The organism is Pseudomonas stagnisoli (assembly GCF_048595745.1).
GTDB lineage: Bacteria > Pseudomonadota > Gammaproteobacteria > Pseudomonadales > Pseudomonadaceae > Aquipseudomonas > Aquipseudomonas alcaligenes_A.
The window spans coordinates 380,766-405,135 of sequence record NZ_CP184361.1 but is presented as its reverse complement, the minus strand read 5'-3'; the positions used below and the strand labels follow the sequence as shown (position 1 = coordinate 405,135).

The following is a 24,370-nucleotide window of genomic DNA, read 5'->3' as shown; positions in this document are numbered from 1 at the left end:
TGGCACGTAGCTTGGCGGCAGCGCCGGCGGCGTAGTCGAGACTCGGCTAGGACCAGGAGGACATGGTGCAATTGACGTTGGACTCCCCGGGCCGGTCGCTGCGCTTGTCATCCAGCACAAATGCCAGCTCCAGCTCGGCGCTTCGCAGGGAAGGTGTCGATGCGATCGCGAGCGCGCTCATCAGAGGTGCGAGTTGCTCCTCGCGCAGCGCGTCGCCTAGAGATCTCGAGTCCTGACGCGCGTGGCTGATAACGTCGGCAAGCTGAGCGTCCGCGCCGACACGGTCGTGGTTGGCCGCAAGGTAGACGAGGCAGCCAGATTCCAAGTCAAGTTGCCCGGCCTCGATGGCCTCTGCAACCAACGCTGCCAGAACCGGCGGGACGGAATAGTCGGCGGTCAGTGCACTCCAGAGGCCGGCCAGGAAGCCGTTAGCACCAATGCTCATCTCCACCCAGGGCAAGTTACCCGTACGGACGGCGGAGACTGATTGGCATCGAGAGATTTGCAGGAGGCGGTCTTGCGCTTGAGAGACGATGAGCCTCCTGCCGTTGGCAAGTTTAGGGATCAAGGCGCCCAGTAGCATTAGCTCACGTGCCGCGTTGTCTGCCGCGTGCGCACCTCCAAGTGGGTCGTCGACGAGAGCGGCCCGGTTGCCAGTGACAGGCTCGGTCAGATAGCGTTCTGCTTCTGAAATGTCGTTACAGATTCGAACGCTGTAGCCCTGGCTTTGTAGCGAGTACGCCAAGTTGCGAGCGCAGGACGTCTTTCCTACGCGAGGGGCGCCTGTGAGGAGGAGTGCAGAGTCCAGAGACAGCTGGTCCAGCAAGGCGTCCTCCTCCCCTCTGGAAACATATGACGCTGCCACCAGCGGGTCTACCGCCGAGCCCCAGGAGATGACCCTGTCTACCTGTGGCAGTACGTTCACGCCGGTCTTCTTCTCATTGACGACGATCTCGGTGATGCGTCTTATCGCCTCCTCGACCCGATCTGGAACCACACGGTGAACAACTTCAAGGTTGTCTCGAATGCGTCTGAGCACCTCTGGCTCGTCGAGTAGCTCAGCGATGAGGACCCTCTGAAGTGCTGCCTTCAGTGAAGGGGCAGACGTAACCACAAGCCATTCCCCGATGTTCGCTCGACGTCGTTTGCCCAACTTCGAGTCGGTTGATGACGCGCCGGTCTCGTAGTTGCGCAGACCCTCCCGCATCCCGTGCTCTGTGGCGTTTGTCACCCCCCCCTTTGGAACTTGCGTTGTGCGGACAGACAGGGGAACCGCATGGGGGACGACGGCATCGTTGCAACGGCCGCTGGCAACAAACAACACGGATCTGCTGGAATCACTCGAAATCCGCTCTAGCAGCGATCCGCTGTCACCGTAGGCTGGATAGTGTGCAAGCCAATCCGCCAATACGTCATGCGTGATGGCAGTGTTTGCGCCCTTCACCTGCACCTCCACCGTTCTGGCGACGCCGCCTTCTGTGGTTTGTAGAAGTGCATCTTCGCCATCCTTAGGCTCGATCTGCAGCGAAGTCCCTGTGTTCCCAGACGAGAGCACAGCTAGAAGTGCACATACATGGTCCTGAAAGCGGTACTTCTGTTGACCGATGATTTCTATTGACATGGCTCTTCGTCGAAACGAAGTCTCCCTCTTTGCTACATGGTTAGATGGTTCGAGTATCCATCGTAATGCGCCGCCATGGCAGCCTGCTCACACGAGGACGTTGCGGGTCTAGAGAGCGAATTCAGCGGTAGCGCTGCGCGGCCAGGTGATGGACATCATGGTCGCTCTGCGGCGCAGTTCGACGTGCAAGACTGCACCCGCCAACTTCGAATGTCATGGGCGGCCACCGGTGGTGGAGCCATCGTCAGAGGCAAGCCGATGAACTCGTCTGTCTTCTTGGCCGACTCAGACCACCTTGCGCCAGCGATGAACGACGTTGACATTAATATCGTCGATGGGAAGTCGGCGCGGTTCATCGTATTTGTGCGTTCAATTCAGGCAAAATGGAAGCTTCTTTCGACCTGTCGTTTCAAATACCCTATAGCTACTTAATAACTCTTCGTCACTCCGCAAAAACTAGGGAAATATCAATGTCAATCATTGCAGAATACAAAGCTCTGGAAGCCCAAATCGCCGAGCAGCAAAAGCGCCTCGAAGCCCTGAAAGGCGACGAGAAACTCAAGCGTGAAATCGAGTTTGAAACCAAACTGCGCTCACTGCTGGCCGACTACAACTACTCCCTGCGCAACGTTATCGCTCTCCTCGATCCGAATGCTGCCAAGACCACAGCAGCGCCGGTGAAAGGTGCTCGTCGTGAGCGTGCTCTGAAGCGTTACAAGAACCCGAATAACGGTGAAGTTGTAGAAACTAAAGGCGGCAACCATAAGGTACTGAAAGCCTGGAAAGAACAGTATGGCGCCGAGACTGTTGAGAGCTGGCTGCAGTAAGCTTTAAGCTGCACGATAGGGCCGCGAATGCGGCCCTTGTTGTTTCTGGGTTAGGTAGCAATGGTGTTCGTGGATTTTCCTCCGCGTACGGGAGGATAAGGCGATTGCTCAGTGTATGGGGCGCTAACCGGCCAAAAGCAGCCCGACGAGCTTGTGATAGCCCCACCCCAGAGTACTCCTGATACCCTCTGATCTAGTTTTGGATAGTCCATCAACTCGGATCTCCTCACGATGCAGCAAGCCAGCCCCCAAGTACTTTTCCTCGACTTTGATGGTGTACTTCATCCGGACGCTGCCTTCATGACTAGGAAAGGCCCCATATTGCGCGCTGAAGGCTCGCTTTTCATGTGGGCTAACTTATTGGTAGAAGTACTGGACGACTTCCCTCAAGTCCGAGTGGTTCTGAGCACAAGCTGGGTGCGTCACTTGGGTTTTGCGCGCGCCCGAAGTTACTTGCCCGTCCCGCTTAAAGCACGGGTAATCGGCGCAACCTGGCATAGCTCAATGGGCAAAGGCTGGCTGGATGAGAGCTGGTGGGATACCGCTTCGCGGTATGAACAAATCTGCCGGTACGTTGATCGCTCCCACCTAACAGATTGGGTGTCGGTTGACGATGACTCAGATCGATGGCCAGAGACGAAGCTGGGTCATCTGGTTTGCTGTGAAGGTCAGCACGGTTTGGCCCAACCCGGTCGCATCGATGAACTTCGAAACCATCTGAGCAAGCCAAATAAGTGAAGTAGCCCTAGCCACTCGGCCGCATCAGGTGTTCGTGCCCGGTAGCTGCCTCTCACTGGCGGCCGCTAACGGCCAGAGCTACTACCGCAGCACATGATCTCGGCAGCGGCCTGGGCGTGCCCTAAGATGGGGCGAGCCGAAGGCGATCATAGAGGTGGAGAAAGGAAATGGACCCCAAGCAAGTGACTATCGAAGACTGGGATGGCGATGGCGCTATCCGCATTCCAGATGAGGTTCTTCAGGAGTTGGGCGTCGACGTTGGCGGCATTCTCTATGTGATTCAGGAGTACGTCGGCAATGTCCGATGCCTTGTACTCAGCAAGACACCTCGGATTCCGGATCGTACCGATGAGTTGGTCGACCACTGGAATCGTTCTGGAGGCGAATAGCACCAATCACCGTAGGCAGCTCTTGGCCGGTTCCTGCCTGTCGCCATAGGCGCCTCTCGGCCAGCAGCTGCTCCCCAGCACTTGACCTGATCCCCGATTTTTTCAAGAAATGCAGGCTACTTCAGTGGGACGTTAGTGGGCTCTGTTTAAGTGTGCTTCTTGGGGGCGGGACAGACTTGGTGTTCAGGGTCGTACCAGAGCACACGCATTGCCTCCCGCTCTCTGATACAGAAAACCCGGGTTGGTCCGTTAATCCGGAACGACATCAGCGCATCGATATCATCCTGTTGGATCTCTTGGAGCCTGCGTTGCGCCTCTTTGGATAGGGATGCCAGGGGGATTTGGTGTGAGAGCGTAGAGAAGTGGCTTTAGAGCACGCTTTAGGTGCGGTGATGGCGGTAGCCCGTCAGCTGGGGATAAGCATGACACTATTGGCTAAGGCTAAAATTGAGCTTCTTCTACAAGCCCCAGAGTCAGAGCATGCAAAGCAGCAGATATTAGACGCTGTCCACGAGTTAGAGCTCGAGATTCAGTGCTCAAGCAGTAACTCCATGATCGTGCCGCTCTCGATGCGAAGAGTCCGGCGTAGAAGTTCTGCTTTCTCTGCACTCAAACTCTGCTGCAGGTCGATATACACTCGGAGACCTAACCGCTTCGGGACGTCAGGAGAAGTTGCTTAGCCTGGCAGCGGTGTGTGGGGTGTTGGCTACCGCTCAGCAGCCAGGCTGGCCACACTAAGCATCTCCACTGTGTGGGATCTGGCCCAGGTCGGTATCAGCACTCTCCGGGTCACATTCGGAGTGATAACGGAGCGCACCGGGCTAGAGCGGCGAGGAATCAGCTAGCACTAGGTTCGCTGAACCCTAAGCCACTGGAGTGGATCTTATAAGCCAAGCCAATCAGGCGGATGTACATCCCCAAAAAGCACATTCCGTGCGACATCCAGGTAAATGAGCGCGAAGCCAGTGGCAGTTTTGTGCTTCCAGCCGGGTTACCGCCACCACTCCACTCAAACTGAGCCTGGAACTTATTGATCGAGCATGTCGGGCGTAAAAATCCCAACACGCCGCGCATCAGCACGCGTAGGTACGTCAGGATCTCCTTCGACGTAGACGCGACCACTCTCAACGGAATAAACGTAGGCAACGCCATCAGGTGCGACGAATTTATCGATAGAGACAAGTGGTTCCATCATCCACCGACCAGATCGATTCATGTGATCCGGTGTCACCAACAAGATGCTTTCCACCTGTAGACCGCTGCCTTGGTCTGACAGCAGAGACTGGAGAAGGTCAACGTCTCCGATCATCAGCATCGGCCGCAGATCAAAATCTGGATTCTTCTCTACAGCAGCCACATAGAGCCAAGGTCGATGTATTGAATGCTCGACGTAACGCCATGTGATGACGTCGCTGAACAGATGCGCGTCCATCACTCGTGCCTGCAAATGAGTCAAAAACATCGCCGAATCTCCGAAATATGCTGTGTATAGCATAGCCCAACTTACTCCGAGAAGGCTTCATCGTTCCTTTTGTGAGCAGATGAAATGCGATCGGTACTGAAGAAAGCCTTGGGAGCGACCCTACGGGCTTATCGGATCAAGCGCCAGATTCCCCAAGAAGGAATGGGCCCGAGCCAGAGCTATGTCAGCAGCCTAGAGGCAGGAAGGTGGAGCCCTTCGCTGGAGAAAATTGAACAGATGGCCTCTGTACTCGGCGTCCATCCAGCTACCATTATCGTTGCGGGGTACATCTACGCAGAGGAAAACTCTAACGCAGTAGAGATCCTCAAACGGATTGAGTCAGAACTACAAGAAATTGAGTTGCCGTGAGTGTTCGAAACAAGAAATCAGTAACAGCGAATACGAAGCCTTCAATCTCGGGGCTTATTCCCAGAGCCCCGGAGAGAATGCGCCACAACGCTTGGTAACTCGTAGCTCTTTGTTCTAAGCTGCGACAAAGCATCTTTCACAATGGAAAGTGACTCTGATAACTCTTTACTAGCGGAGCTTTGCGCATCACCCATCAAGACTTCGATGACTCTAAGTGCCTCCTCCGCAACGTTCGCTGAATCATTGTACTCATACTCGAGCTGTTCGTAAGCCCAATCTACATAGCGCCACATGCTATCAAGCGAGGAGTGGCCACTGAGACTCGCAACTTTCGAAAGCACAGTGGTAATTGCCTCAACACCAATTGAGCCTCGTTGACTCAACGATCGCAGCCTTGCAATAACCTGCAATGTGATGTATCGATGCCTAAACATATGAGCAGACACCCGCTCAGTAATACCTGCCGCCGCCCGAAGATCAGAAAATAACTGGGAAACCGTGGAGGGAGCCATCTTAAGTCCCTCCCTAGTACAAAAAAGCCATCCCAAATCTTTATAGCCGATTTTCCTTCTCTTTAATTTTCTCACCTGAATGCTACGAGCAACATCTATATACTCCACGAGCATTTTATGTGTTTCATCAGAGATGGGAACTAACCTGTAGGGGTTGCCTTTTCTTTTTGATGTTCTGACGGGCAGCTTCCGATCACCAGCTGCGCCTATTACATCAGAAACGCTGATCCAAGTTAGTTCCTCTCTGCGTACACCTGTGTCTGCGAGGAGAACAAGCATGCACCGATCACGGTTTCGACGAAAATTTGTTTTTGCAGTCCATTCGCACGAGTCTAGTAGAGCTGAAATGGAACCAGAAGAAACAGGATGAACTGAACGAGGAATACTTGCAGGCACCATTGCGTGATGCTGGGTTCGAATCCTTACGGCACCACGCCCCCCCCTCAAGGACCGCAGGGTAATTGTTACCTGCCCCCCCTGCCCCAATGTGCCTACCAAAACTCTACCAATAAGCAAAGTTTGATACCACTCAAGGAATGTTATAACACGCAATATAATTCTATTTATATGATTCCCTGAAGACTTCTTTCTCTGAAGGAGCCACTCTGAAAAAGAAACAAGCACATCATCACTTATCTCTTCAAGCGGGCACTCAGATTCAGACAAAAAACGAATCAGCAAACATAGCTCTGAGGCATAAGTATTAACTGTGGAAATGGCGCTACCTGAGCGCCTGACATGCAATAAATATAAGTTCAGCTGCCAACAAACACAACCACTCGGCCAATAAACAACCCTCATGTCAGGGGCAGACCATCGAGGTGATTTCTTCAGACCCTGATAACCGGGCAAATAGAAGTCTTTAGAGGAAGTTAACCAAAGCTTGCCAACAAAAGTCATTTCACAACCTTAATATGCGGATGCTTATCATATCGCCGATAATGACACTGTAGCTCGGCACCAACAGCATCTGACCGCAAAGATAATCTCTTCATGCGCTCAAGCAAATCCAAATATCGAGCTGTCATATCTAAAGCGGCATCAACAGCTAACTGAGCATTTAATTTAAAAACCTCATCATTAGTAGATTTTTTATTCAGTGACTGCTGCGAATCCCCCAAAAGCAAGGCAGCATCACGTAGTAGCTGCGCGAGCCCCCCCTCATAAAGCCCATTAACATATTTTCGTAGTGTTTTGGGACTCAAAGGAGTGATCCCTAGCGATTCATTACTCCAATCAGCCAAGCTGGTCACAGTAGTGAATACTGATATATCACCCCGGGATGGAGAAGAAGAAGCTCGGAGCCTATGAAATTCAGAAACTCTATTTGCGACACTTCTAGCAGCAGCAACAGATAGACCTTTGATGCTTGGAGCAAGCTGCCCCTTACTAAGTCTAGGCACAGACACTTTCCTTGATCGAAATGGCTACCGTGTAAATCTTTTTCCTTCCTGCACTTATTTGAATGGGCGTAGCATTGTAGACGCCTCTTTCAGACAACATCTCTAGGTAATCTCTTAGCTCATCCTCATGCATAACGTTGATTTTATCTGTCCCGAAATGCTTAACAAGGATACTTCTGAGCTTTTTCACTCCATCAGATTGATCATCAGAACAAACAGCTGAGGTAGCTAAAGCAGCCTCAGACGCACTTATTTCTTTACCTGTTAATCCTTCCTTGATGTAGCGCCAGGTTTCACCTATATCCTCATGCCCCATAAACCAAGAAAGCGCAGGCAAAGAGTTTTCCAAACCCCCGAAGTGAAAAAATGTCATAGCAAAATAGCGGCGAAGCTGATGAGGTAGCACCACCCAGCGCATTCCAAAGTTATCAGTCAGACCTAAGTATTCACTTAACTCTTTAAGGACCACATAAGCGTCAGTAACATCGAATGGGAAAGAACCCCTGACATTAACCTTAAAGAAAGCCTGCGAATTGAACAAAATATCATTTGAAGGCGAAATTTTTATCAACATTTCCTTCAGCGCATTTAAAGAAGCCAGACACTCATCAACAAGGCGCGGAACAGGCTTCTGCATAGAAGCCCGAATGCTATCAAAGCCAGTTTTTCTCAACAAAACTGAAAGGAAATATTTCCCATGAACCGAATAACTCGCTCTACTTTCTAGCTCCACCAACTCACTTCTGCGACAACTAGAGAGCACACCAATTAAGCAGAAGCAAACTGCTGTGTGAATCCTCAACATAAAAATGGAAAAGGGGAATTTGGTTCTAACTCTTGCCTCAGAGAGAAGCGGGTCCGCCTGCATTCGTTTGTATACGTTAAAGGAGGAAATTAGCCCAACTGGGAGCGGAACAATTTCTTCCGACATATACAGCGCCGAAAAAGCTGAAAAGTTTGAGCTTTTCTTAATTGAGCATGAAAGAGGAATGATTTCACTGTAATAATTGAGGAGTACAGGATATGTATCGATCATCCACTTGGCACAGCCAAACATCAAACTTCTTCCAGTGGACAAGGGCAAGGTCTTTGTTCTTCCGTTGTCTCCACTACGAAATGGACGTACAACATCCAGCACCAAGCCAGAGTCAGCCAGCTCAAAATTGGAACGAATAGGAAGAGAAGCTAGCACCTCACAGAATGTTACCATCCAGTTAGAAAGAGCAGTTACTTTTCTCTCTGCACTGCAGTTTTCAGCTCGAAACTCCAGCTCATCAGTAAAAACACGAGATATGTGATTTTTAAACTCGGCAGACTGAGATAAACGGAAGTAATCAATGCCTAAAGCGTCTGCCGCGAAACGCAATTTGATTGCGCCGGATTTATCCAGTGCACCTATATTTTCTAAATGCTCTGTAAGCGATTCCGCCCCACTACCCTCCTGAGAAACAGTGAGGAAATTTTCCCACCGCTGAATAAAAGCACCAGTACCACAAACACCACCCTCTTCAGCAGCCCCGAGAAACTCAACTATGTCATCCATCCCAAAAATGGAAAATCCCTCATCAATAAAACTATCCCCATAACGAACAGCAAGAAACTCGGCAAGCCATAAAATATATAGATGAAAGTGACCGATTCCTCTTAATGACTTGGAGAGTGTAAGTGCCCCATCATGAGCGTAGACAACCATCATTCGTGCCTGCTCCAAAGGAACAGCGTAGATAGGGCTTGTGAAGCTTCCTCCTGGCAACAATCTGTTCCAGTTAAGACGCACTCCGCCCTTGATAGCTCCATCTACAGTTCGAACAACAGTACCCGCATCGATGATCCATATTGGACTACTCAACTCACTAAGTAACCATGCCGGCTTGTATAGATTATCTATCTTCCTAGTTGTCCTCTTGAAGAAGTCTATAATCCCGAATGGCAGCTCCCTATTGCTCATCAGCCTATCTCTGGAAGAATAATCATAGAAGATATTGTTGCTTTCCTAGCAAGCGCCTTTTGGACAAGCTTACTTAGATCGCTCAGCGCTAAAGGAAGAGGCACCACTACTGCATCAATAAATTCCATCCAAAATTTTGGCGCAACTCCAGTAAGGCTATCTGGCCTATTGATAAACGAGGGAGTTGCTTTATCGAGGGAGTCACGATAGAGCATTGCAACTGCAAGAGCTTCGGGATCGTTTGCTAGTACGAGCCTAGACAAAACAGCAGAATCGACAACAGGCTTTTCGCTCTCACGAGCTTGCACCTCTAGCTCAGAGTCGAACAAGTAACTACTAGATGACTTAAGGTATTCATGTAGCTGTTCTATTGTTCTGAAATCTGAAACCCTCAGCATTTCGCTTTCTTCACGCATTGCTGATGTTATTAGAAAATTTTGATGCCTGCGGATTTGCCGCTCAAATACAGCACGCTGCAACGCTAGCGGGATATAATTATTAATAGTGGTTTTAATATTTTTGTGACCAAATGCCTTTGCTGAAGCAACCAAGTCTCCATCAGAATTGAGATATGCCGCCACACCAGCATTTACTCGAATTGCCTTGAAATTAATCTTGTCCTTCCAAGGCATAAGCTCCGCATGCCTGTCCACAAATGAGTAGACCCTTGTATTTACCTCCTCCTTGCCTCTCTTACGCCAAGCTGGGTTTACATATAGCCCCCCTACAAGCGCTTTCTCTGAGAAAGCCTTTAGGTCGTAATTTAGTGAGCTTATTCCCAACCATAGATTAGATGCCTCTTCTTCACGCCCCTGCCTCCTCATTTCCTGCCTGATTGGCGAGGTCCATTCCATTACTTTCGTAATAACATCTTTCGCCAAATCACTCAGGACTTCGGACTTTTCCTCCCCAGCCCTCGGCTTCTTAACTGTGAGGCGTACATTATCACCATCAGCCGAGGACAGAAGGACTGAGAAACCATTTTTATCTTCAACTTTGGCTCTGTACAATGAAGTCGAGTTAAATTTCGGATGCTCTAACATTAATAAAAGCATACAAACAGCTGCAGCCTCACTACTCATTAGCCCTAAATATGGAATCAACTTGTTTTTCCCATATTTTGCGACGTATTGCCAATGAGAATTGCCGCTGCAAGATACTGCGTTCTTTATATTCGACTTAAATTTCCGATGAGGTTTAGGAATCCCCCCCATTTCATGGTGAACCACTGAAAGTAAATTGCCAAGCAAGTTTGGGTGGCCACCTTCTGCCTCAAAATAATGCTTCCTTACAGAGAAATCGTAATATCTCACCGGCCACGGGTTTTCTCTCATATCTATTTGATAACCACAACCAGTTTTCTCTATTAAAGCAGCGCCCTCCGCCTGTTTAGACTTTAATAAATTAAAATCAGCTATCGCACATGACCTAATTGCAGCCAGAGCGCAATTTAACTTAGTAGTGTACTCGATCAGATATTTTTCATCGGATGCAGTTAAAGATATCGGCTCTAGGAGATCATCATTAAACGAATCCTTATCAGGCCTAAACGATTTAGGCAAAGAAACAACTTCGACCCCATCAACCGCAGATTGCCTAACGGTTAATATCTCTGAACCTCTTGGAGCTTTAACGTATGCTCCTATGAAAACCATTGGAATTGCACCGACAGCTGATAACTCCTCCAGAAGATTTACGAACGCTGTCCATTTATTTGTCGTCGTTGTAAGCGCCAATCCTTTAGCTGTTTCTTCTATATAGAAGCTTTCTCGAATCTCTGAAAGCATAACTTTAAAGTCTTCAGCAGCTGAATCTTTAGGATTACTCCAGTCTCTCGTTTTATGCATGCCTGCCCAGTGCTCAAGAACGCGCCGAACTGCGTATGTAGAAGCTGCACTTGAGTAACGCCTAGAGAAACGCGCAATACCATTCAAGAAGAGACCAGCGTCGTCACCCAACCAATCAACTAGGAAGTCAAAGCAAACAACAGAAACCCCTGATTGGCGTCCATCGTTCCTTACCTTCAGCTCCAGCCTTGATTTCTTTTTCCCGGATGAACCTTTTCCCTGGGTTGAGCTTGTTCGCTTAGCCATCTTTTGACCTCTAGCAGACGAATTTCGCGCGTATGCTCGACTACGTTTCTATTTCCCTCAATAAGATTCACTAACAAAAATTCTCGATGAACCCCTGTCCCTGTGGCTACCTGGGCGACCCCGGCGGCCGCTGCCGCTGCACCCCGGAACAGATCCAGCGCTACCGCGCCAAGCTGTCCGGACCGCTGCTCGACCGCATCGACCTGCACCTCACCGTGGCGCGCGAAAGCACCAGCCTGCTGGCCAGCAGCCAGGCTGGCGAGAGCAGCGCTGAGGTCGCCGCCCGTGTCAGCCAGGCACGCCAGCGCCAGCTCGCGCGCCAGGGCTGCGCCAATGCCTTCCTCGATCTGCCGGGCCTGCAGCAGCATTGCCGCCTGCCCGAAACTGACCGGCTGTGGCTGGAGCAGGCCTGCGAACGCCTCAACCTGTCGCTGCGGGCGGCCCATCGCCTGCTCAAGGTGGCGCGCACCCTGGCCGACCTGGAGGGCGTCTGCGAGATCGGCCGCGCGCACCTGGCCGAGGCCCTGCAGTACCGTCCCAGCAGCGGCAGCTGATCCAGCATAATTATCAGGAGAGGACTCCTCAGAGAAAAAAGCTATCGATCTGTGTTAGCATGGCTGGCCTTCCGCCCTTGGCGGCCCATCCGATAACAAGGAGAGCTAGCTCAATGGAGGCATCTTCGTCTTCGCTCAACCGGCCGGTATTCTTCGGCTCCGCCCTTCTCATCCTCGCCCTGGTGCTCTACAGCGTGCTGCTGCCGGAGCATGCACAAGACCAGTTCGCCTGGCTGCAACGCTGGATCATCGACAAGGCCAGCTGGTTCTACGTCCTCACCGTCGCCCTGATCCTGATCTGCTGCGTATTCCTCGCCGTCAGCCGCTACGGCGACCTCAAGCTGGGCCCCGACCACAGCCAGCCCGAGTACCGCAACACCACCTGGTTCGCCATGTTGTTCTCCGCCGGCATGGGCATCGGCCTGATGTTCTTCGGCGTGGCCGAACCCCTGATGCACTTCACCGCCCCACCAGTGGGCGAGGCCGGCACGGCGCAGGCTGCGCGCGAGGCGATGAAGCTGACCTTCTTCCACTGGGGCCTGCACGCCTGGGCGATCTACGCGATCGTCGCGCTGATCCTGGCCTTCTTCTGCTTCCGCCACGACCTGCCGCTGACCCTGCGTTCGGCGCTCTACCCGCTGATCGGCGAGCGCATCCACGGCCCCATCGGCCATGCGGTGGACACCTTCGCCATCCTCGGCACCGTGTTCGGCGTGGCCACCTCGCTGGGCTACGGCGTGCTGCAGATCAACAGCGGCTTCCACCACCTGTTCGGCCTGCCGGTCAGCACGCCGGTGCAGATCGGCCTGATCGCCGCCATCTGCACACTGGCCACGCTGTCGGTGGCGAGCGGCCTGAACAAGGGCATCCGCATCCTCTCGGAGCTCAACCTGGCGCTGGCCGTGTTCCTGCTGCTGTTCGTCCTGGTGCTGGGACCGACCGTGTTTCTGCTCAAGACCTTCGTGCAGAACAGCGGCGCCTACCTCTCCGAGATCGTCAGCAAGACCTTCAACCTCTACGCCTATGAGCCGACCGACTGGATCGGTGGCTGGACCCTGCTGTACTGGGGCTGGTGGCTGTCCTGGTCGCCCTTCGTCGGCCTGTTCATCGCGCGCATCTCGCGTGGCCGCACCATCCGCGAGTTCATCAGCGGCGTGCTGTTCGTGCCGGCTGGCTTCACCCTGCTGTGGATGACCGTGTTCGGCGACACCGCCATTCATATGGTGCTCAACGAGGGCCTGGGCGGCCTGGCCGAGACGGTGAATGCCGACAGTTCGCTGGCGCTGTTCGCCTTCCTCGAACAGTTCCCGCTGAGCGACCTGCTGTCGCTGGTCGCGGTGGCCATGGTGGTGGTGTTCTTCGTCACCTCGGCCGACTCCGGCGCCCTGGTGGTGGACATGCTGGCCTCAGGCGGCAGGACCGTCACGCCGCTGTGGCAGCGCCTGTTCTGGTCGATCCTGATCGGCGTGGTGGCCATCGCCCTGCTCCTGGCCGACGGCCTCAAGGCGCTGCAGACGGCCACCATCGCCAGCGCCCTGCCCTTCTCCATCGTCCTGCTGGCGGCCATCTGGGGCCTGCTGCGCGCACTGAAACTGGACGCCACTAAGCGCGGCGTGCGCTTCCAGGCGCTCAACGGTTCACGCCCGCTGGCCCGCCAGCATGGCGGCTGGCAGCGTCGCCTGCGCAACCTGGCGATGTTCCCGCGCCGCGCCCACGTCACCCGTTTCATCGACGAAGTGGTGCAGCCGGCCTGCCAGGCGGTGGCCGAGGAACTGCGCAAGCAGGGCCTGCCGGCGACGGTCGAGAGCGGCGCCGACGGCCGCGTGCGCCTGGCCGTGGCGCATGGCAGCGAGACCGACTTCAGCTACGAGGTGCGCCCGCGCGCCTTCGCCCAGCCCAGCTTCGCCCTGCGGGACACCGGCGACGACGGCAACGAAGAGCGCAAGTACTTCCGCGCCGAAGTCCACCTGCGCGAGGGCGGCCAGGACTACGACGTGATGGGCTGGGTACGCGAGGCGGTGATCGACGACATCCTCGACCAGTACGAGAAGCACATGCACTACCTGCACCTGGTGCGCTGAAACGAAAAAGCCCGGCACATGCCGGGCTTTCTCTGGGGCCTGCAGGATCAGGCGGCGCTGCGCTGGCCACCTTTCTGATGCTGACGGCAGGCCTCGCCGAAGGCCTCGAACATCTTCACCGAATCCGGGTTCTGCGCAGCCTGCCACTCCGGGTGCCATTGCACGGCAAACAGGAAGGGCGACAGGCTCGGCGCGTGGAAGGCCTCGATCAGACCGTCCTCGGCGCGGGCCAGCGGCTCCAGGCCCTTGCCCAGGGTCTTGATGCCCTGGCCATGCAGCGAGTTGACGCCGATCTCCTCGCGCCCCAGCACCCGGGCCAGCCAGCTGTTCGGCTCGATGCGCACCTTGTGCGCCTCGGCGTACTGCACCGCCACCGGGTCCTCGGGGTTTTCGCGATGGTCGTTGAAGCCCGGCTCGGCATACACCTTCTGGTGGATGTCGCCGCCCAGGGCCACGTTGATTTCCTGCATGCCGCGGCAGATGCCGAAGACCGGCAGGCCACGGGCGATGGCAGCCTTGATCAGCGGCAGGTCGAACAGGTCGCGGTCGCGATCCTGGCCCTTCTCCGGGGTGAGGTTTTCCTGACCGTAGAGGGTCGGGTCGATGTTCGAACCGGCACCGGTCAGGTACACGCCGTCGGCCATGTCCAGGTATTGCTCGAGGTCGTCGGTACCACAGCAAGTGGGCACCAGCACGGGTACGCAGCCGGCGATCTCCACCAGCGGCGTGATGTATTTGTGAGTCATTACCTGATAGTCGTGGCCCTTGCGCTCCTGAGCGCCCATGGACATCAACACGACGGGTTTACGCTTGGCAGTGGAAGTTTTTGCACTGTTCTTGTTGGACATACGTCACCTTGGGGCAGATCGATCTGCCGTTGCTGTGCAGGTGGGTCGGGAGATCGACGCGCTACCTGTTTGGCACGGTTCCGTCTGTCGGCGGCGTAGCAGGGCCTCACCTGGAGGCATGGGAATGGGAGGTAACGGACCACCCGCGACGGCCGCATAACAGTCGAACCGCCCGCACAGTCTCTCCAGAGACGTAAAATATGTCAAACATTTCAGGCGGATGGCGTAAAAGGACCATATAGCAATCAGGGCTGCAGACGCCAAAAAACGGACACCTACCGCATAAGGCCCTGCTAGAGCGCGGCTTCATGGTCCATTATTTTTTACGCACCCGGCATGATGCGCTCGACGGCCGGCAGGCGCATCTGCGCCACCTCGGCCAGCAGGAAGTCACGCAGCCGGCGCAGGCGCGCCTGCGCGCGATGCGTCTTGGGCCACACCAGGTAATAGCTGCAGCCGCTGTACACGGCGGTCGGCCTGGGTAAGCCCAGACGTCCGGCATTGACGTCCTCGGCGACCAGCAGCAGATCGCCGATCGACACCCCGTAGCCGCGGGCGGCGGCGACGATGCCCAGCTCCAGCATGTCGAACAGCTGGCCGCCCTTGAGCGGCACCCGGTCGCTCAGGCCGGTGGCCTGCAGCCACTGGCGCCAATCGCGGCGATCCGGGGTCGGGTGCAGCTGCTCGGCGGCCTGCAGCCGGGCCAGGTCCCAGGGGCCGGCCTGCACCGCTTCGGCAGCGCACACCGGGATCAGCCACTCCTCGAACAGCAGCACGCTGTCCCACTCCTCGGGAAAGTCGCCATTGCCCAGCAGCACGGCGCAGTCGAAGGGCTCGTGATGGAAGTCGACCTTGTCCACGTCCATCCAGGCACTGGTCAGCTGCACCTCGCTGTCCGGGTTGCCCAGGCGGAACAGCGACAGACGCGCCAGCAGCCAGCGCATGGTCAGGGTCGAGGGCGCCTTGAGGCGCAGGCAGGCATCCTCGCTGCGCAGGGTGGCGCAGGCCTTCTCCAGCGCATCGAAGCCCTCGCGCACGCCGGGCAGCAGGCCGCGCGCCGTCTCGGTCAGCTGCAAATGCCGGCCACTGCGCTCGAACAGGCGGCAGCCGAAGTGCTCTTCCAGGGTGCGGATATGCCGGCTCACCGCGCTCTGGGTGATGGCCAGCTCGGCGGCGGCGCGGGTGAAGGAGGCATGCCGGGCCGCCGCCTCGAAGGCACGCAGGGCATAGAGCGGCGGCAGGCGCCGGCTCATGTGCCTAACCCATGAGTATTAGTCATGCCAGGCATCGCTTTTTTCCTTTTGTGCACGTCGCACTGACTCCAGAGAATGGGCCATTCTCCGCCCGCCGGATTTTTCCCGGCAAGTCTTCTCTTGAGCCTGACTCATCATGCCGCAGTCCGTCCGCACCGAACTGGTCGCCCTCTTCCGCCTCGCCGGTCCGTTGATCGCCGCGCAGCTGGCCCATGTACTGATGGTGTTCACCGACACCCTGATGATGGGCAAGCTGGGCCCTGCCGAGCTGGCCGCCGGCGGTCTGGGCGCGGCCAGCTATTCCTTCGTGTCGATCTTCTGCGTCGGCGTACTGGCCGCGGTGGGCAACCTGATCGCCATCCGCCATGGCGCCGGCGACAGCGCCGGGGTCACCCGCCTGGCGCAGAATGGCCTGTGGCTGGCCGGCGGTCTGGCGCTTGCCAGCGGCCTGCTGCTGTGGAACCTCGGCCCGCTGCTGGCGCGCGTTGGTCAGGAGCCGCACAACATCGAGGGGGCGATGCAGTTTCTCTCCACCCTGGTGTTCGCCCTGCCCGGCTACCTCGGCTTCATGGCCCTGCGCGGTTTCCCGGCGGCCATCGGCCGGCCGGGCCCGGTGATGGCCATCAGCATCGGCGGCGCGGCGGCCAACTTCGCCCTCAACTGGGCGCTGATCCACGGCTGGTTCGGCTTGCCGCCGCTGGGCCTGGCCGGCATCGGCCTGGTCACCGCGCTGGTGGCCAACGTCATGACCCTGCTGCTGTTCCTCCACCTGATGCGCCACCCGGCCTACGCGGCCTACCCGCTGGCCCGCGGCCTGCTGCGCCCGCGCCTGGCCGAGCTGCGCGAGCTGCTGCGCCTGGGCCTGCCGATTGGCGGCACCTACGCGGTGGAGTCCGGCATGTTCGCCTTCGCCGCCCTGTGCATGGGCGCCATCGGCAGCGACGCGCTGGCCGCGCACCAGATCGCCATCATGTCGGTGTACGTGGCCTTCATGGTGCCGGTGGGTATCTCCTACGCCACCACCTTCCGCATCGGCCAGCACTATGGCGCCGGACGCCTGGCTGACGCGCGCCGCGCCGGACGTCTGGGCATCGGCGGGGGCGCCTGCTGCATGCTGGTGTTCGCCCTGCTGTTCTGGCTGGCGCCGGAGTGGGTGGTGGGGCTGTTCCTCGACCTTCACGACCCGCAGTTCGCCGCCGTGGTGGCGCTGGCCGTGAGCCTGCTGGCGGTGGCCGCCTGGTTCGAGCTGTTCGACGGCATTCAGACCATCGCCATGGGCGCGATCCGTGGTCTCAAGGACGGCAAGACCACCCTGCTGGTTGGCATTCTCTGCTACTGGGTGATCGGCATTCCGCTGGCCTGGGCGCTGGCCTTTCCGCTCGGCTGGGGTGCCGAAGGCGTATGGTGGGGCCTGGCCGGCGGCCTGGCCTGCGCGGCCATCGGCCTGACCCTCGGCTTCGAGTGGCGCATGGCACGAATGCTAAGACCGCAGGCGGTAACGGCTCAGGCCTGCCTGTCGTAGCCCGGGTGCACTCCGAGAGAGGGGATGGGCGGCCAAGTCAGGGTGAAAGCTGCCGCCTAAGTCCCTCACCCTAGCCCTCTCCCAGGGGGAGAGGGAATGGTGCAACGCGCGACGCCGCAGCCTAGGACGGCAAGCCGCCAAGCAGCGGCTGGCGCAGGCCGAACACCAGGAAGCGCGCCAGCTCGGCCAGCGGCAGCGGCTTGCTGATCAGGTAGCCCTGCACCTGGTCGCAGCCGAACTGGCGCAGCAGGGCCAGTTGCTCGGCGTTCTCCACGCCCTCGGCGACCACTTCCAGGTGCAGGTTGTGCGCCAGGTTGATCATCGCCCGCACCAACTGACGATTCTCCGCGCGCTCGCCCATGCCAGCGACGAAGCTCTTGTCGATCTTCAGCAGGGTGATCGGCAGGTTGTTGAGGTGCACGAAGGAGGAGAAACCGGTGCCGAAGTCGTCCAGCGAGAAGCGCACGCCGAGCCGGCCGAGGGCCTGCATGGTCTGCCGCACCTGCTCGCTGCGGCGCATCACCGCCGTCTCGGTCAGCTCGAACTCCAGCCACTGGGCATCCACCCCGCGCTCCTCGATCAGGCGGCCGAGGGTGCTCAGCAGCTGGCTGTCCTGGAACTGGCGGAACGACAGGTTGACCGCCATGTGCAGGGTCGGCAGACCGCGCCCACGCAGCCACTGCATGTCGCGCAGGGCACGGGCGATCACCCAGTAGCCCAGCGGCACGATCAGCCCGCTCTCCTCGGCCAGCGGCACGAACTCGTCCGGGCCGAGCAGGCCGCGCTCGGCATGGCGCCAGCGCACCAGCGCCTCCAGGCCGAGGATACGCCCGCTCTGCAGGCACAGGCGTGGCTGGTAGTGCAGCTCCAGCTCGTCGCGACGCAGGGCACGGCGCAGCTCGCCTTCCAGATCGGCCATGCTGCGCGCGCCGCGATGGATGCGCTCGTCGTACAGGTGATGGGTACAGCCCTGGGCGGCCTTGGCCTGCTGCATGGCGATGTGCGCATGCCACAGCAGCGGATCGGCGCTCTCGCCGGTGCGGGCATGGGCCAGACCCAGGCTGCAGCCAAGCAGCAGGCTCTCGCCGTCCAGCCAGTAGGGCTCGGACAACACCTCGGTGATGCGCTCGGCCACGCGCTCGGCGCGTTGCGGATCGCGGCGGTTGTCGATGAGCAGGGCGAATTCGTCACTGCCCAGGCGCGCCAGCGCGTCGCCGGGCTCCAGCTGGGCCTTGAGGCGGTTGACCACCTGCAGGATCAGGCGGTCGCCAGCCTGGTAGCCGAGGGCGTCATTGACGTGCTTGAAGTTGTCCAGATCGAGATGACCAAGAGCCAGGCCGCGTCCCTGGTGCTCGGCCAGACGCCCGGCCAGCAGGGTCTGGAAGCCCTGGCGGTTGGCGATACCGGTCAGCGGGTCCTGTTCGGCCAGGCGCTGCAGGGTCGCCTGCAGCCGCCCGCGCTCGCCGGCATAGCGCAGACAGCGGCGCAGCAGGTCGACGCCCAGATTGTCACGCACCAGCCAGTCGCAGACATCGGCCGGCTCCACAGCGGGCTCCTCGTCGAGCAGCAGGATGGTCGGCAACGGGCAGCGCCCAGGCGCCGGCTGGCAGGCGGGCGTGGTCAGCAGCAGGCCGTGCCCGCCGTCGTCGAACAGGCTGCTGGCCGCCTCCCAGTTCGGTGCGGTAATCAGCGGGAAGGCGCCGCCAAGAGTCTCGAGGCGTGCGCGCAACAGCGCAACCCACTCTGGCTGTTCGGCCAGCAGGACCAGGCGCAAGGGTTCGACGTGCGCGGACAAATGACCTCCCCAGGGTCAGGAAAGGCAGACTTACCCCGTCTGCATGCACCGTGTATTCCGGCGTTCTCTTTCTGCCTGTCCCTGTGCAGATCTTTGCGCATCCTGCGGCAAAGGCTCGGCAGCGGCAACGGGCTGCGACTGGTACAAGCGTACATGATCTTTGAAAATAGTGACTTAGCCCACAATCCTTAAGCTTTTTCTTGGGAACCCGGCCTGCCGGGCGGCGATCCGCATGCGCCCCGGCGGCGTCCTGCGACTGCTAGAATGCCGCCTCGTTTTTTCTGACCGAATTCCCCCATGTCGCGACTCAATCCCCGGCAGCAAGAGGCCGTGAACTACGTCGGCGGCCCGCTGCTGGTACTGGCCGGCGCCGGCTCCGGCAAGACCAGCGTGATCACCCGAAAGATCGCCCATCTGGTGCAGAACTGCGGCATCCAGGCCCGCCACATCGTCGCCATGACCTTCACCAACAAGGCCGCGCGCGAGATGAAGGAGCGTGTCGGCACCCTGCTCAAGGGCGCCGAGGCGCGTGGCCTGACCGTGTCCACCTTCCACAACCTGGGCATGAACATCATCCGCAAGGAATACGCGGCGCTGGGCTACAAGCCGGGCTTCTCGATCTTCGACGACGGCGACATCAAGGCCCTGCTGACCGACATCATGCAGAAGGAATACGCCGGCGACGATGGCGCCGACGAGATCAAGAACTACATCGACAGCTGGAAGAACGACCTGATCCTGCCCGACGAGGCGCTGGCCAATGCCCGTGGCCCCAAGGAGCAGACCGCCGCCATCGTCTACCTGCACTACCAGCGCACGCTCAAGGCGTACAACGCGGTGGACTTCAACGACCTGATCCTGCTGCCGGTCAAGCTGTTCCAGGAGAACCGCGACATTCTGGAAAAATGGCAGAACCGCATCCGCTACCTGCTGGTGGACGAATACCAGGACACCAACGCCAGCCAGTACCTGCTGGTAAAACAGCTGGTGGGCATGCGCAACCAGTTCACCGTGGTCGGCGACGACGACCAGTCGATCTACGCCTGGCGCGGCGCGCGGCCGGAGAACCTCAACCTGCTCAAGGAAGACTACCCGTCGCTGAAGGTGGTGATGCTGGAGCAGAACTACCGCTCCACCAGCCGCATCCTCAAGTGCGCCAACATCCTTATCGCCAACAACCCGCACGTGTTCGAGAAGCAGCTGTGGTCAGAGATGGGCCACGGCGATCCGATCCGCGTGATCCGCACCCGCAACGAGGACGCCGAGTGCGAGCGGGTGGCGCTGGAAATCCTCACCGAGCACCTGCGCACCGAGCGCCCGTACAGCGACTTCGCCATCCTCTACCGCGGCAACTACCAGGCCAAGCTGATGGAGCTGAAGCTGCAGCACCACCAGATCCCCTATCGCCTGTCCGGCGGCACCAGCTTCTTCGCCCGCCAGGAGGTGAAGGACCTGATGAGCTACTTCCGCCTGCTGGTCAACCCGGACGACGACAACGCCTACCTGCGGGTGATCAACGTGCCGCGCCGCGAGATCGGCTCCACCACCCTGGAGAAGCTCGGCAACTACGCCAGCGAGCGCGGCATCTCGATGTACGCCGCCAGCGACGAGCTGGGCCTGGCCGAGCACCTGGACAACCGCTATACCGAGCGCCTGTCGCGGTTCAAGCGCTACATGGACAAGATCCGCGAACTCTGCGCCGGTAACGACCCGATCGGTGCCATTCGCAGCATGATCATGGATATCGACTACGAGAACTGGCTGCGCCAGAACGCCTCCAGCGACAAGGTCGCCGAGGCGCGCATGGGCAACGTCTGGTTCCTCGTCGAAGCGCTGAAGAACACCCTCGACAAGGACGAGGACGGCGACATGACCATCGAGGACGCCATCGGCAAGCTGGTGCTGCGCGACATGCTGGAGCGCCAGCAGGAAGAAGAAGAAGGCGCCGAGGGCGTGCAGATGATGACCATGCACGCCTCCAAGGGCCTGGAGTTCCCCTCGGTGTACATCATCGGCTTCGAGGAAGAGATCCTCCCCCACCGCTCCAGCATCGAGGCCGACACCATCGAGGAAGAGCGGCGTCTGGCCTATGTCGGCATCACCCGCGCCAAGCGCAACCTGGCACTGACCTTCGCCGCCAAGCGCAAGCAGTACGGCGAGATCATCGACTGCTCGCCGAGCCGCTTCCTCGACGAGCTGCCGCAGGAGGACCTGGTCTGGGAAGGCCAGGAAGACACCCCGGTAGAGGTCAAGACGGCGCGCGGCAACGATGCCCTGGCCAGCATGCGCGCCATGCTCAAGCGCTGACCGAGCGCACAGCCGCAGAGCGGCTTCCCGGCTAGACTGCGCGCGTCCGTCGTCTCGCAAGGAAGCGCGCCATGTCCCATCGCCTGTACCTGTACAACAAGGCCGAAATTGGCAGCAGCGAGGATGACTGCCTGCCGCTGATGGAGTGGGGCTACGAGCTGCCCCTGTTGCTGCACCCGCTGTTCGCCCAGGGCGCGTGCGTCGGGCACAACTGCTACAACGACCCGCACAGCGAAGAAGGCCTGTACGCCGAGGCGCCCGCCGGCATCGAGGCGCTGCGCGCCTTCTATGCCTTCATCGAGCGCCATGCCGGCAGCCTGCTGGACGATGTCGAGGCCTTCCGCACGGCGCGCGACAGGATCTTCCAGCTGCTCGATGGCAGTGCCAGCCACGCCTGGTTCCACCTGGACGCCTGGGACCTGTTCAACATGAGCGACGACGACCGCCGCGCCCAGGCCGACGCCCTGCTGGAGGAGATTGCGCGCAGCAACGCCTGCATCCGCGAGGCCATCGACAACGACAATCCGCGGCTGCTGGACAACTGCCCCGGCGTCGATGCGCCCTGGGCCGGCAGCTTCCGCGCCCTGCTCAACCAGGCCGCCTACGACTACGGCTGGGAACCGCTCGGCTCGATGCTGCCGGTGCAGGATGAAGATGCGCCACAGATCTTCTGCGAGAACCAGCGTTACGGCCTGCGCGCGGCGGATGGCCGGGTACTGATCGAGCCGCGCTACCAGGCCTTCTACGAATTCGACGAGAGCAGTGAGCGCGCCTGCGTGCAGCTGGACGGGCGCTTCGGCTATGTCGACCGCCAGGGCCGCGAAGTGATCGCCTGCCAGTTCGAGGAAGCCTACGATTTCGCCGGCGGGCACGCGCTGGTCGCCGAGGGCGGCAAGCTCGGCCTGATCGACCTGCAGGGCCGGCTGACGGTGCCTTGCCAGTTCGAAGCAGGCGAGCCGCTGGACCACCGCGGCAGCTGCTGGAGCGTGCAGCAGGGCGAGCTGTGGGGGGCGATCGACCCGCAGGGCAACTGGCTGCTGCCGGCGCAGTACCAGCAGATCCAGGCGTACGAAGGCTACTACGCCGCCCGACCGGCGAAGGGTCCGCAGCATCTGTTCACCACCCGTTTCCACGACCTCGGCGCAATCGGCACCGACAACCTGCAGAGCTTCGACCTGGATGGCCGCGAGGTCTATCTGATTCGTCGCCGCGACGGCCAGCAGTGGCGCTGGCGTGCTCTCGACGATCAGGGCCAGGCGCTGCTGCCCGGCGAGTACCAGGCGCTCGACTACCTCCACGACCTGCAGGCCTGGCAGGTGCGCGACAGCCGTCTGTACGGCCTTTATCGCCATCAGCAGCAGCGCTGGCTGCTGCCCTGCGCCTACACCCGGATCGAGCCGCAGCTCGGCTGCCGGAGCGCCGACGGCAGCCACTACTGCCGGGTTCAGGAGGGCAAGCGCTGGGGCCTGTATCGCGGCGGCGCGCAGCCCGGCTGGAGCTCAGAGCCGCGCTTTGAGCGCCTGGAAAGCCTCTATGACCAGTATTTCAGCGCCTGCCTGGAAGGCCGCTGGGGCATCCTCGACAGCGACGGCCAGTGGCTGCGCGAACCACTCGACCAGGCACCCGCCGAACGCCGCTTCGTGCAGAGCGAGGAGCGCGCACTGGTGTTCCACGACGACCTGGCCTGGCGCCTGGAGGAAGACGGCAGCAGCCACCCACTGGCCGCCGAGCGCGCCCTGCAGATCGTCGACCGCTATGCCCAGTTCGGCCTCAGCGAGGTGCAGCAGGCCTGCCTGCAGCGCAGCGCCGGCGATCTCTGGCTGGCCCTGGACGCACAACGCCGCGGCCTGGCCGCCCTCGAGGCGCAAGACTACGAGAAGGCCCGGCCGCTGCTGCTGCGCGCCGTGGATCTGGGCAACACTGATGCCCTCAACGACCTCGGCTGCCTGCTGGACCATGCCGACCAGGACCATGCCGGCGCCCTCGCCTATTTCCAGCGCGCCAGTGACACCGGCTCGGCGCTGGCCGCCCGCAATCTGGGCGACTGCTACCGCCAGGGCCGCGGCTGCGCCCAGGACCGGGCGCTGGCGCGCCACTACCTGCAGCTGGCCACCGAGCACGGCCACCGCCCGGCGCATCTGGAGCTGGCCCAGCTGCTGTTCGAGGAGGAAGCGGACTACGACCAGGCTCTGCAGCACTTCGAGGCCGCCTGGCGCTACGGCGACAAGGATGCCAGCGCCAACTACCTGGGCTGGCTGCACGAGCAGCGCGAGGACTATGCCCAGGCCCAGCGCTATTACCAGCACAGCCTGCGCCGGGGTGACGGCTACGCGCACTGGCGCCTGGGCCGCCAGTACCTCCACGGCCTGGGCGGCAAGGCCAATCCGGGCAAGGCGCGCGAGCACCTGCAGCAGGCCTGCGCCGAGCAGTACGAGGACGCCTACCTGGACCTGGCCGAGTTACTGCTCGGCAACGAGGCCGACCAGGAACAGGCGCTGGAGTGGCTGCGCAAGGCAGTGGACGCCGGCGTCGCCGGCGCCCGCGAGCGCGCCGAGGAACTGCTGGCGCAGCGCCGCCAGCCCGGTCCGCTGGCGCGCCTGCTCGACCGACTGCGACAATAAACCGCAGCCTGCACAGTCAATGACAGG

General features: G+C 59.1%; 17 protein-coding genes and 1 pseudogene. 9 read left to right on the top strand and 9 right to left on the bottom strand.

Annotated elements, in window-relative coordinates; genetic code table 11:
* Positions 1 to 46: 46 nt before the first annotated feature.
* Positions 47 to 1,621, bottom strand: coding sequence for an nSTAND3 domain-containing NTPase (locus ACOAPY_RS01875; RefSeq protein WP_465154828.1), 1,575 nt, complete (start codon positions 1,619 to 1,621; stop codon positions 47 to 49).
* 470 nt (positions 1,622 to 2,091) lie between these two features.
* Here ACOAPY_RS01875 and ACOAPY_RS01870 point away from each other — a divergent pair, with 470 nt between their 5' ends.
* From ACOAPY_RS01870 to ACOAPY_RS01860, 3 genes are all read left to right on the top strand, one after another.
* On the top strand, positions 2,092 to 2,448 hold the full coding sequence (locus ACOAPY_RS01870) for a histone-like nucleoid-structuring protein, MvaT/MvaU family (RefSeq protein WP_465154827.1): 357 nt from the start codon (positions 2,092 to 2,094) through the stop codon (positions 2,446 to 2,448).
* 231 nt (positions 2,449 to 2,679) lie between these two features.
* On the top strand, positions 2,680 to 3,186 hold the full coding sequence (locus ACOAPY_RS01865; protein WP_465154826.1) for an HAD domain-containing protein: 507 nt from the start codon (positions 2,680 to 2,682) through the stop codon (positions 3,184 to 3,186).
* A 167-nt stretch (positions 3,187 to 3,353) separates the two neighbouring features.
* The gene (locus ACOAPY_RS01860; protein ID WP_465154825.1) at positions 3,354 to 3,575 is read left to right on the top strand and encodes an AbrB/MazE/SpoVT family DNA-binding domain-containing protein; all 222 of its coding nucleotides are present in this window, start codon (positions 3,354 to 3,356) and stop codon (positions 3,573 to 3,575) included.
* 1,027 nt (positions 3,576 to 4,602) lie between these two features.
* On the opposite strand, the gene ACOAPY_RS01855 is transcribed toward ACOAPY_RS01860, so the two are convergent.
* Positions 4,603 to 5,007, bottom strand: a complete 405-nt coding sequence (locus ACOAPY_RS01855) for a hypothetical protein (protein WP_465154824.1) — start codon at positions 5,005 to 5,007, stop codon at positions 4,603 to 4,605.
* Between the two features lie 114 nt (positions 5,008 to 5,121).
* Between ACOAPY_RS01855 and ACOAPY_RS01850 the strand changes: the two genes are divergently transcribed.
* Complete coding sequence (locus tag ACOAPY_RS01850) at positions 5,122 to 5,406, top strand: helix-turn-helix domain-containing protein (protein ID WP_465154823.1); 285 nt, start codon at positions 5,122 to 5,124, stop codon at positions 5,404 to 5,406.
* A 41-nt stretch (positions 5,407 to 5,447) separates the two neighbouring features.
* Here the strand turns inward: ACOAPY_RS01850 and ACOAPY_RS01845 are convergent, their stop codons facing one another.
* The 4 genes from ACOAPY_RS01845 to ACOAPY_RS01830 are packed head-to-tail and all read right to left on the bottom strand — an operon-like array spanning position 5,448 to position 11,362.
* Positions 5,448 to 6,818: a tyrosine-type recombinase/integrase gene (locus tag ACOAPY_RS01845; RefSeq protein WP_465154822.1), complete on the bottom strand. Its 1,371-nt coding sequence runs from the start codon at positions 6,816 to 6,818 to the stop codon at positions 5,448 to 5,450.
* Positions 6,815 to 7,321: a hypothetical protein gene (locus ACOAPY_RS01840; protein WP_465154821.1), complete on the bottom strand. Its 507-nt coding sequence runs from the start codon at positions 7,319 to 7,321 to the stop codon at positions 6,815 to 6,817. Before ACOAPY_RS01840 ends, ACOAPY_RS01845 begins: the two co-directional genes overlap by 4 nt.
* Positions 7,314 to 9,269: a site-specific integrase gene (locus tag ACOAPY_RS01835; RefSeq protein WP_465154820.1), complete on the bottom strand. Its 1,956-nt coding sequence runs from the start codon at positions 9,267 to 9,269 to the stop codon at positions 7,314 to 7,316. The genes ACOAPY_RS01840 and ACOAPY_RS01835 overlap by 8 nt, the downstream gene beginning before the upstream one ends.
* Entirely contained in the window at positions 9,269 to 11,362 is a 2,094-nt protein-coding gene (locus tag ACOAPY_RS01830; protein WP_465154819.1) for a hypothetical protein, read from the bottom strand. Before ACOAPY_RS01830 ends, ACOAPY_RS01835 begins: the two co-directional genes overlap by 1 nt.
* An 83-nt stretch (positions 11,363 to 11,445) precedes the next feature.
* Here ACOAPY_RS01830 and ACOAPY_RS01825 point away from each other — a divergent pair.
* Together ACOAPY_RS01825 and ACOAPY_RS01820 are read left to right on the top strand one after the other, a co-directional pair.
* Positions 11,446 to 11,916: pseudogene (locus ACOAPY_RS01825) on the top strand (magnesium chelatase subunit ChlI family protein); the annotation flags it as partial.
* Between the two features lie 113 nt (positions 11,917 to 12,029).
* A complete protein-coding gene (locus tag ACOAPY_RS01820) occupies positions 12,030 to 13,997 on the top strand; it encodes a BCCT family transporter (RefSeq protein WP_465154818.1) in 1,968 nt (655 codons plus the stop codon).
* Positions 13,998 to 14,044: 47 nt separating this feature from the next.
* On the opposite strand, the gene ACOAPY_RS01815 is transcribed toward ACOAPY_RS01820, so the two are convergent.
* Both ACOAPY_RS01815 and ACOAPY_RS01810 read right to left on the bottom strand, forming a co-directional pair.
* Positions 14,045 to 14,845: a gamma-glutamyl-gamma-aminobutyrate hydrolase family protein gene (locus ACOAPY_RS01815; RefSeq protein ID WP_465154817.1), complete on the bottom strand. Its 801-nt coding sequence runs from the start codon at positions 14,843 to 14,845 to the stop codon at positions 14,045 to 14,047.
* Positions 14,846 to 15,168: 323 nt separating this feature from the next.
* Positions 15,169 to 16,098 carry a LysR substrate-binding domain-containing protein gene (locus tag ACOAPY_RS01810; RefSeq protein WP_465154816.1) on the bottom strand — a complete coding sequence of 310 codons (930 nt, stop codon included), beginning with the start codon at positions 16,096 to 16,098 and terminating at the stop codon, positions 15,169 to 15,171.
* 136 nt (positions 16,099 to 16,234) lie between these two features.
* Here ACOAPY_RS01810 and ACOAPY_RS01805 point away from each other — a divergent pair, with 136 nt between their 5' ends.
* Positions 16,235 to 17,620, top strand: a complete 1,386-nt coding sequence (locus ACOAPY_RS01805) for a NorM family multidrug efflux MATE transporter (protein WP_465154815.1) — start codon at positions 16,235 to 16,237, stop codon at positions 17,618 to 17,620.
* A 121-nt stretch (positions 17,621 to 17,741) separates the two neighbouring features.
* On the opposite strand, the gene ACOAPY_RS01800 is transcribed toward ACOAPY_RS01805, so the two are convergent.
* Complete coding sequence (locus ACOAPY_RS01800) at positions 17,742 to 19,415, bottom strand: putative bifunctional diguanylate cyclase/phosphodiesterase (RefSeq protein ID WP_465154814.1); 1,674 nt, start codon at positions 19,413 to 19,415, stop codon at positions 17,742 to 17,744.
* A gap of 297 nt (positions 19,416 to 19,712) precedes the next feature.
* Between ACOAPY_RS01800 and rep the strand changes: the two genes are divergently transcribed.
* Together rep and ACOAPY_RS01790 are read left to right on the top strand one after the other, a co-directional pair.
* Complete coding sequence (gene rep, locus ACOAPY_RS01795; RefSeq protein WP_021702040.1) at positions 19,713 to 21,722, top strand: DNA helicase Rep; 2,010 nt, start codon at positions 19,713 to 19,715, stop codon at positions 21,720 to 21,722.
* 71 nt (positions 21,723 to 21,793) lie between these two features.
* Complete coding sequence (locus tag ACOAPY_RS01790) at positions 21,794 to 24,343, top strand: SEL1-like repeat protein (RefSeq protein ID WP_465154813.1); 2,550 nt, start codon at positions 21,794 to 21,796, stop codon at positions 24,341 to 24,343.
* Positions 24,344 to 24,370 lie beyond the last annotated feature (27 nt).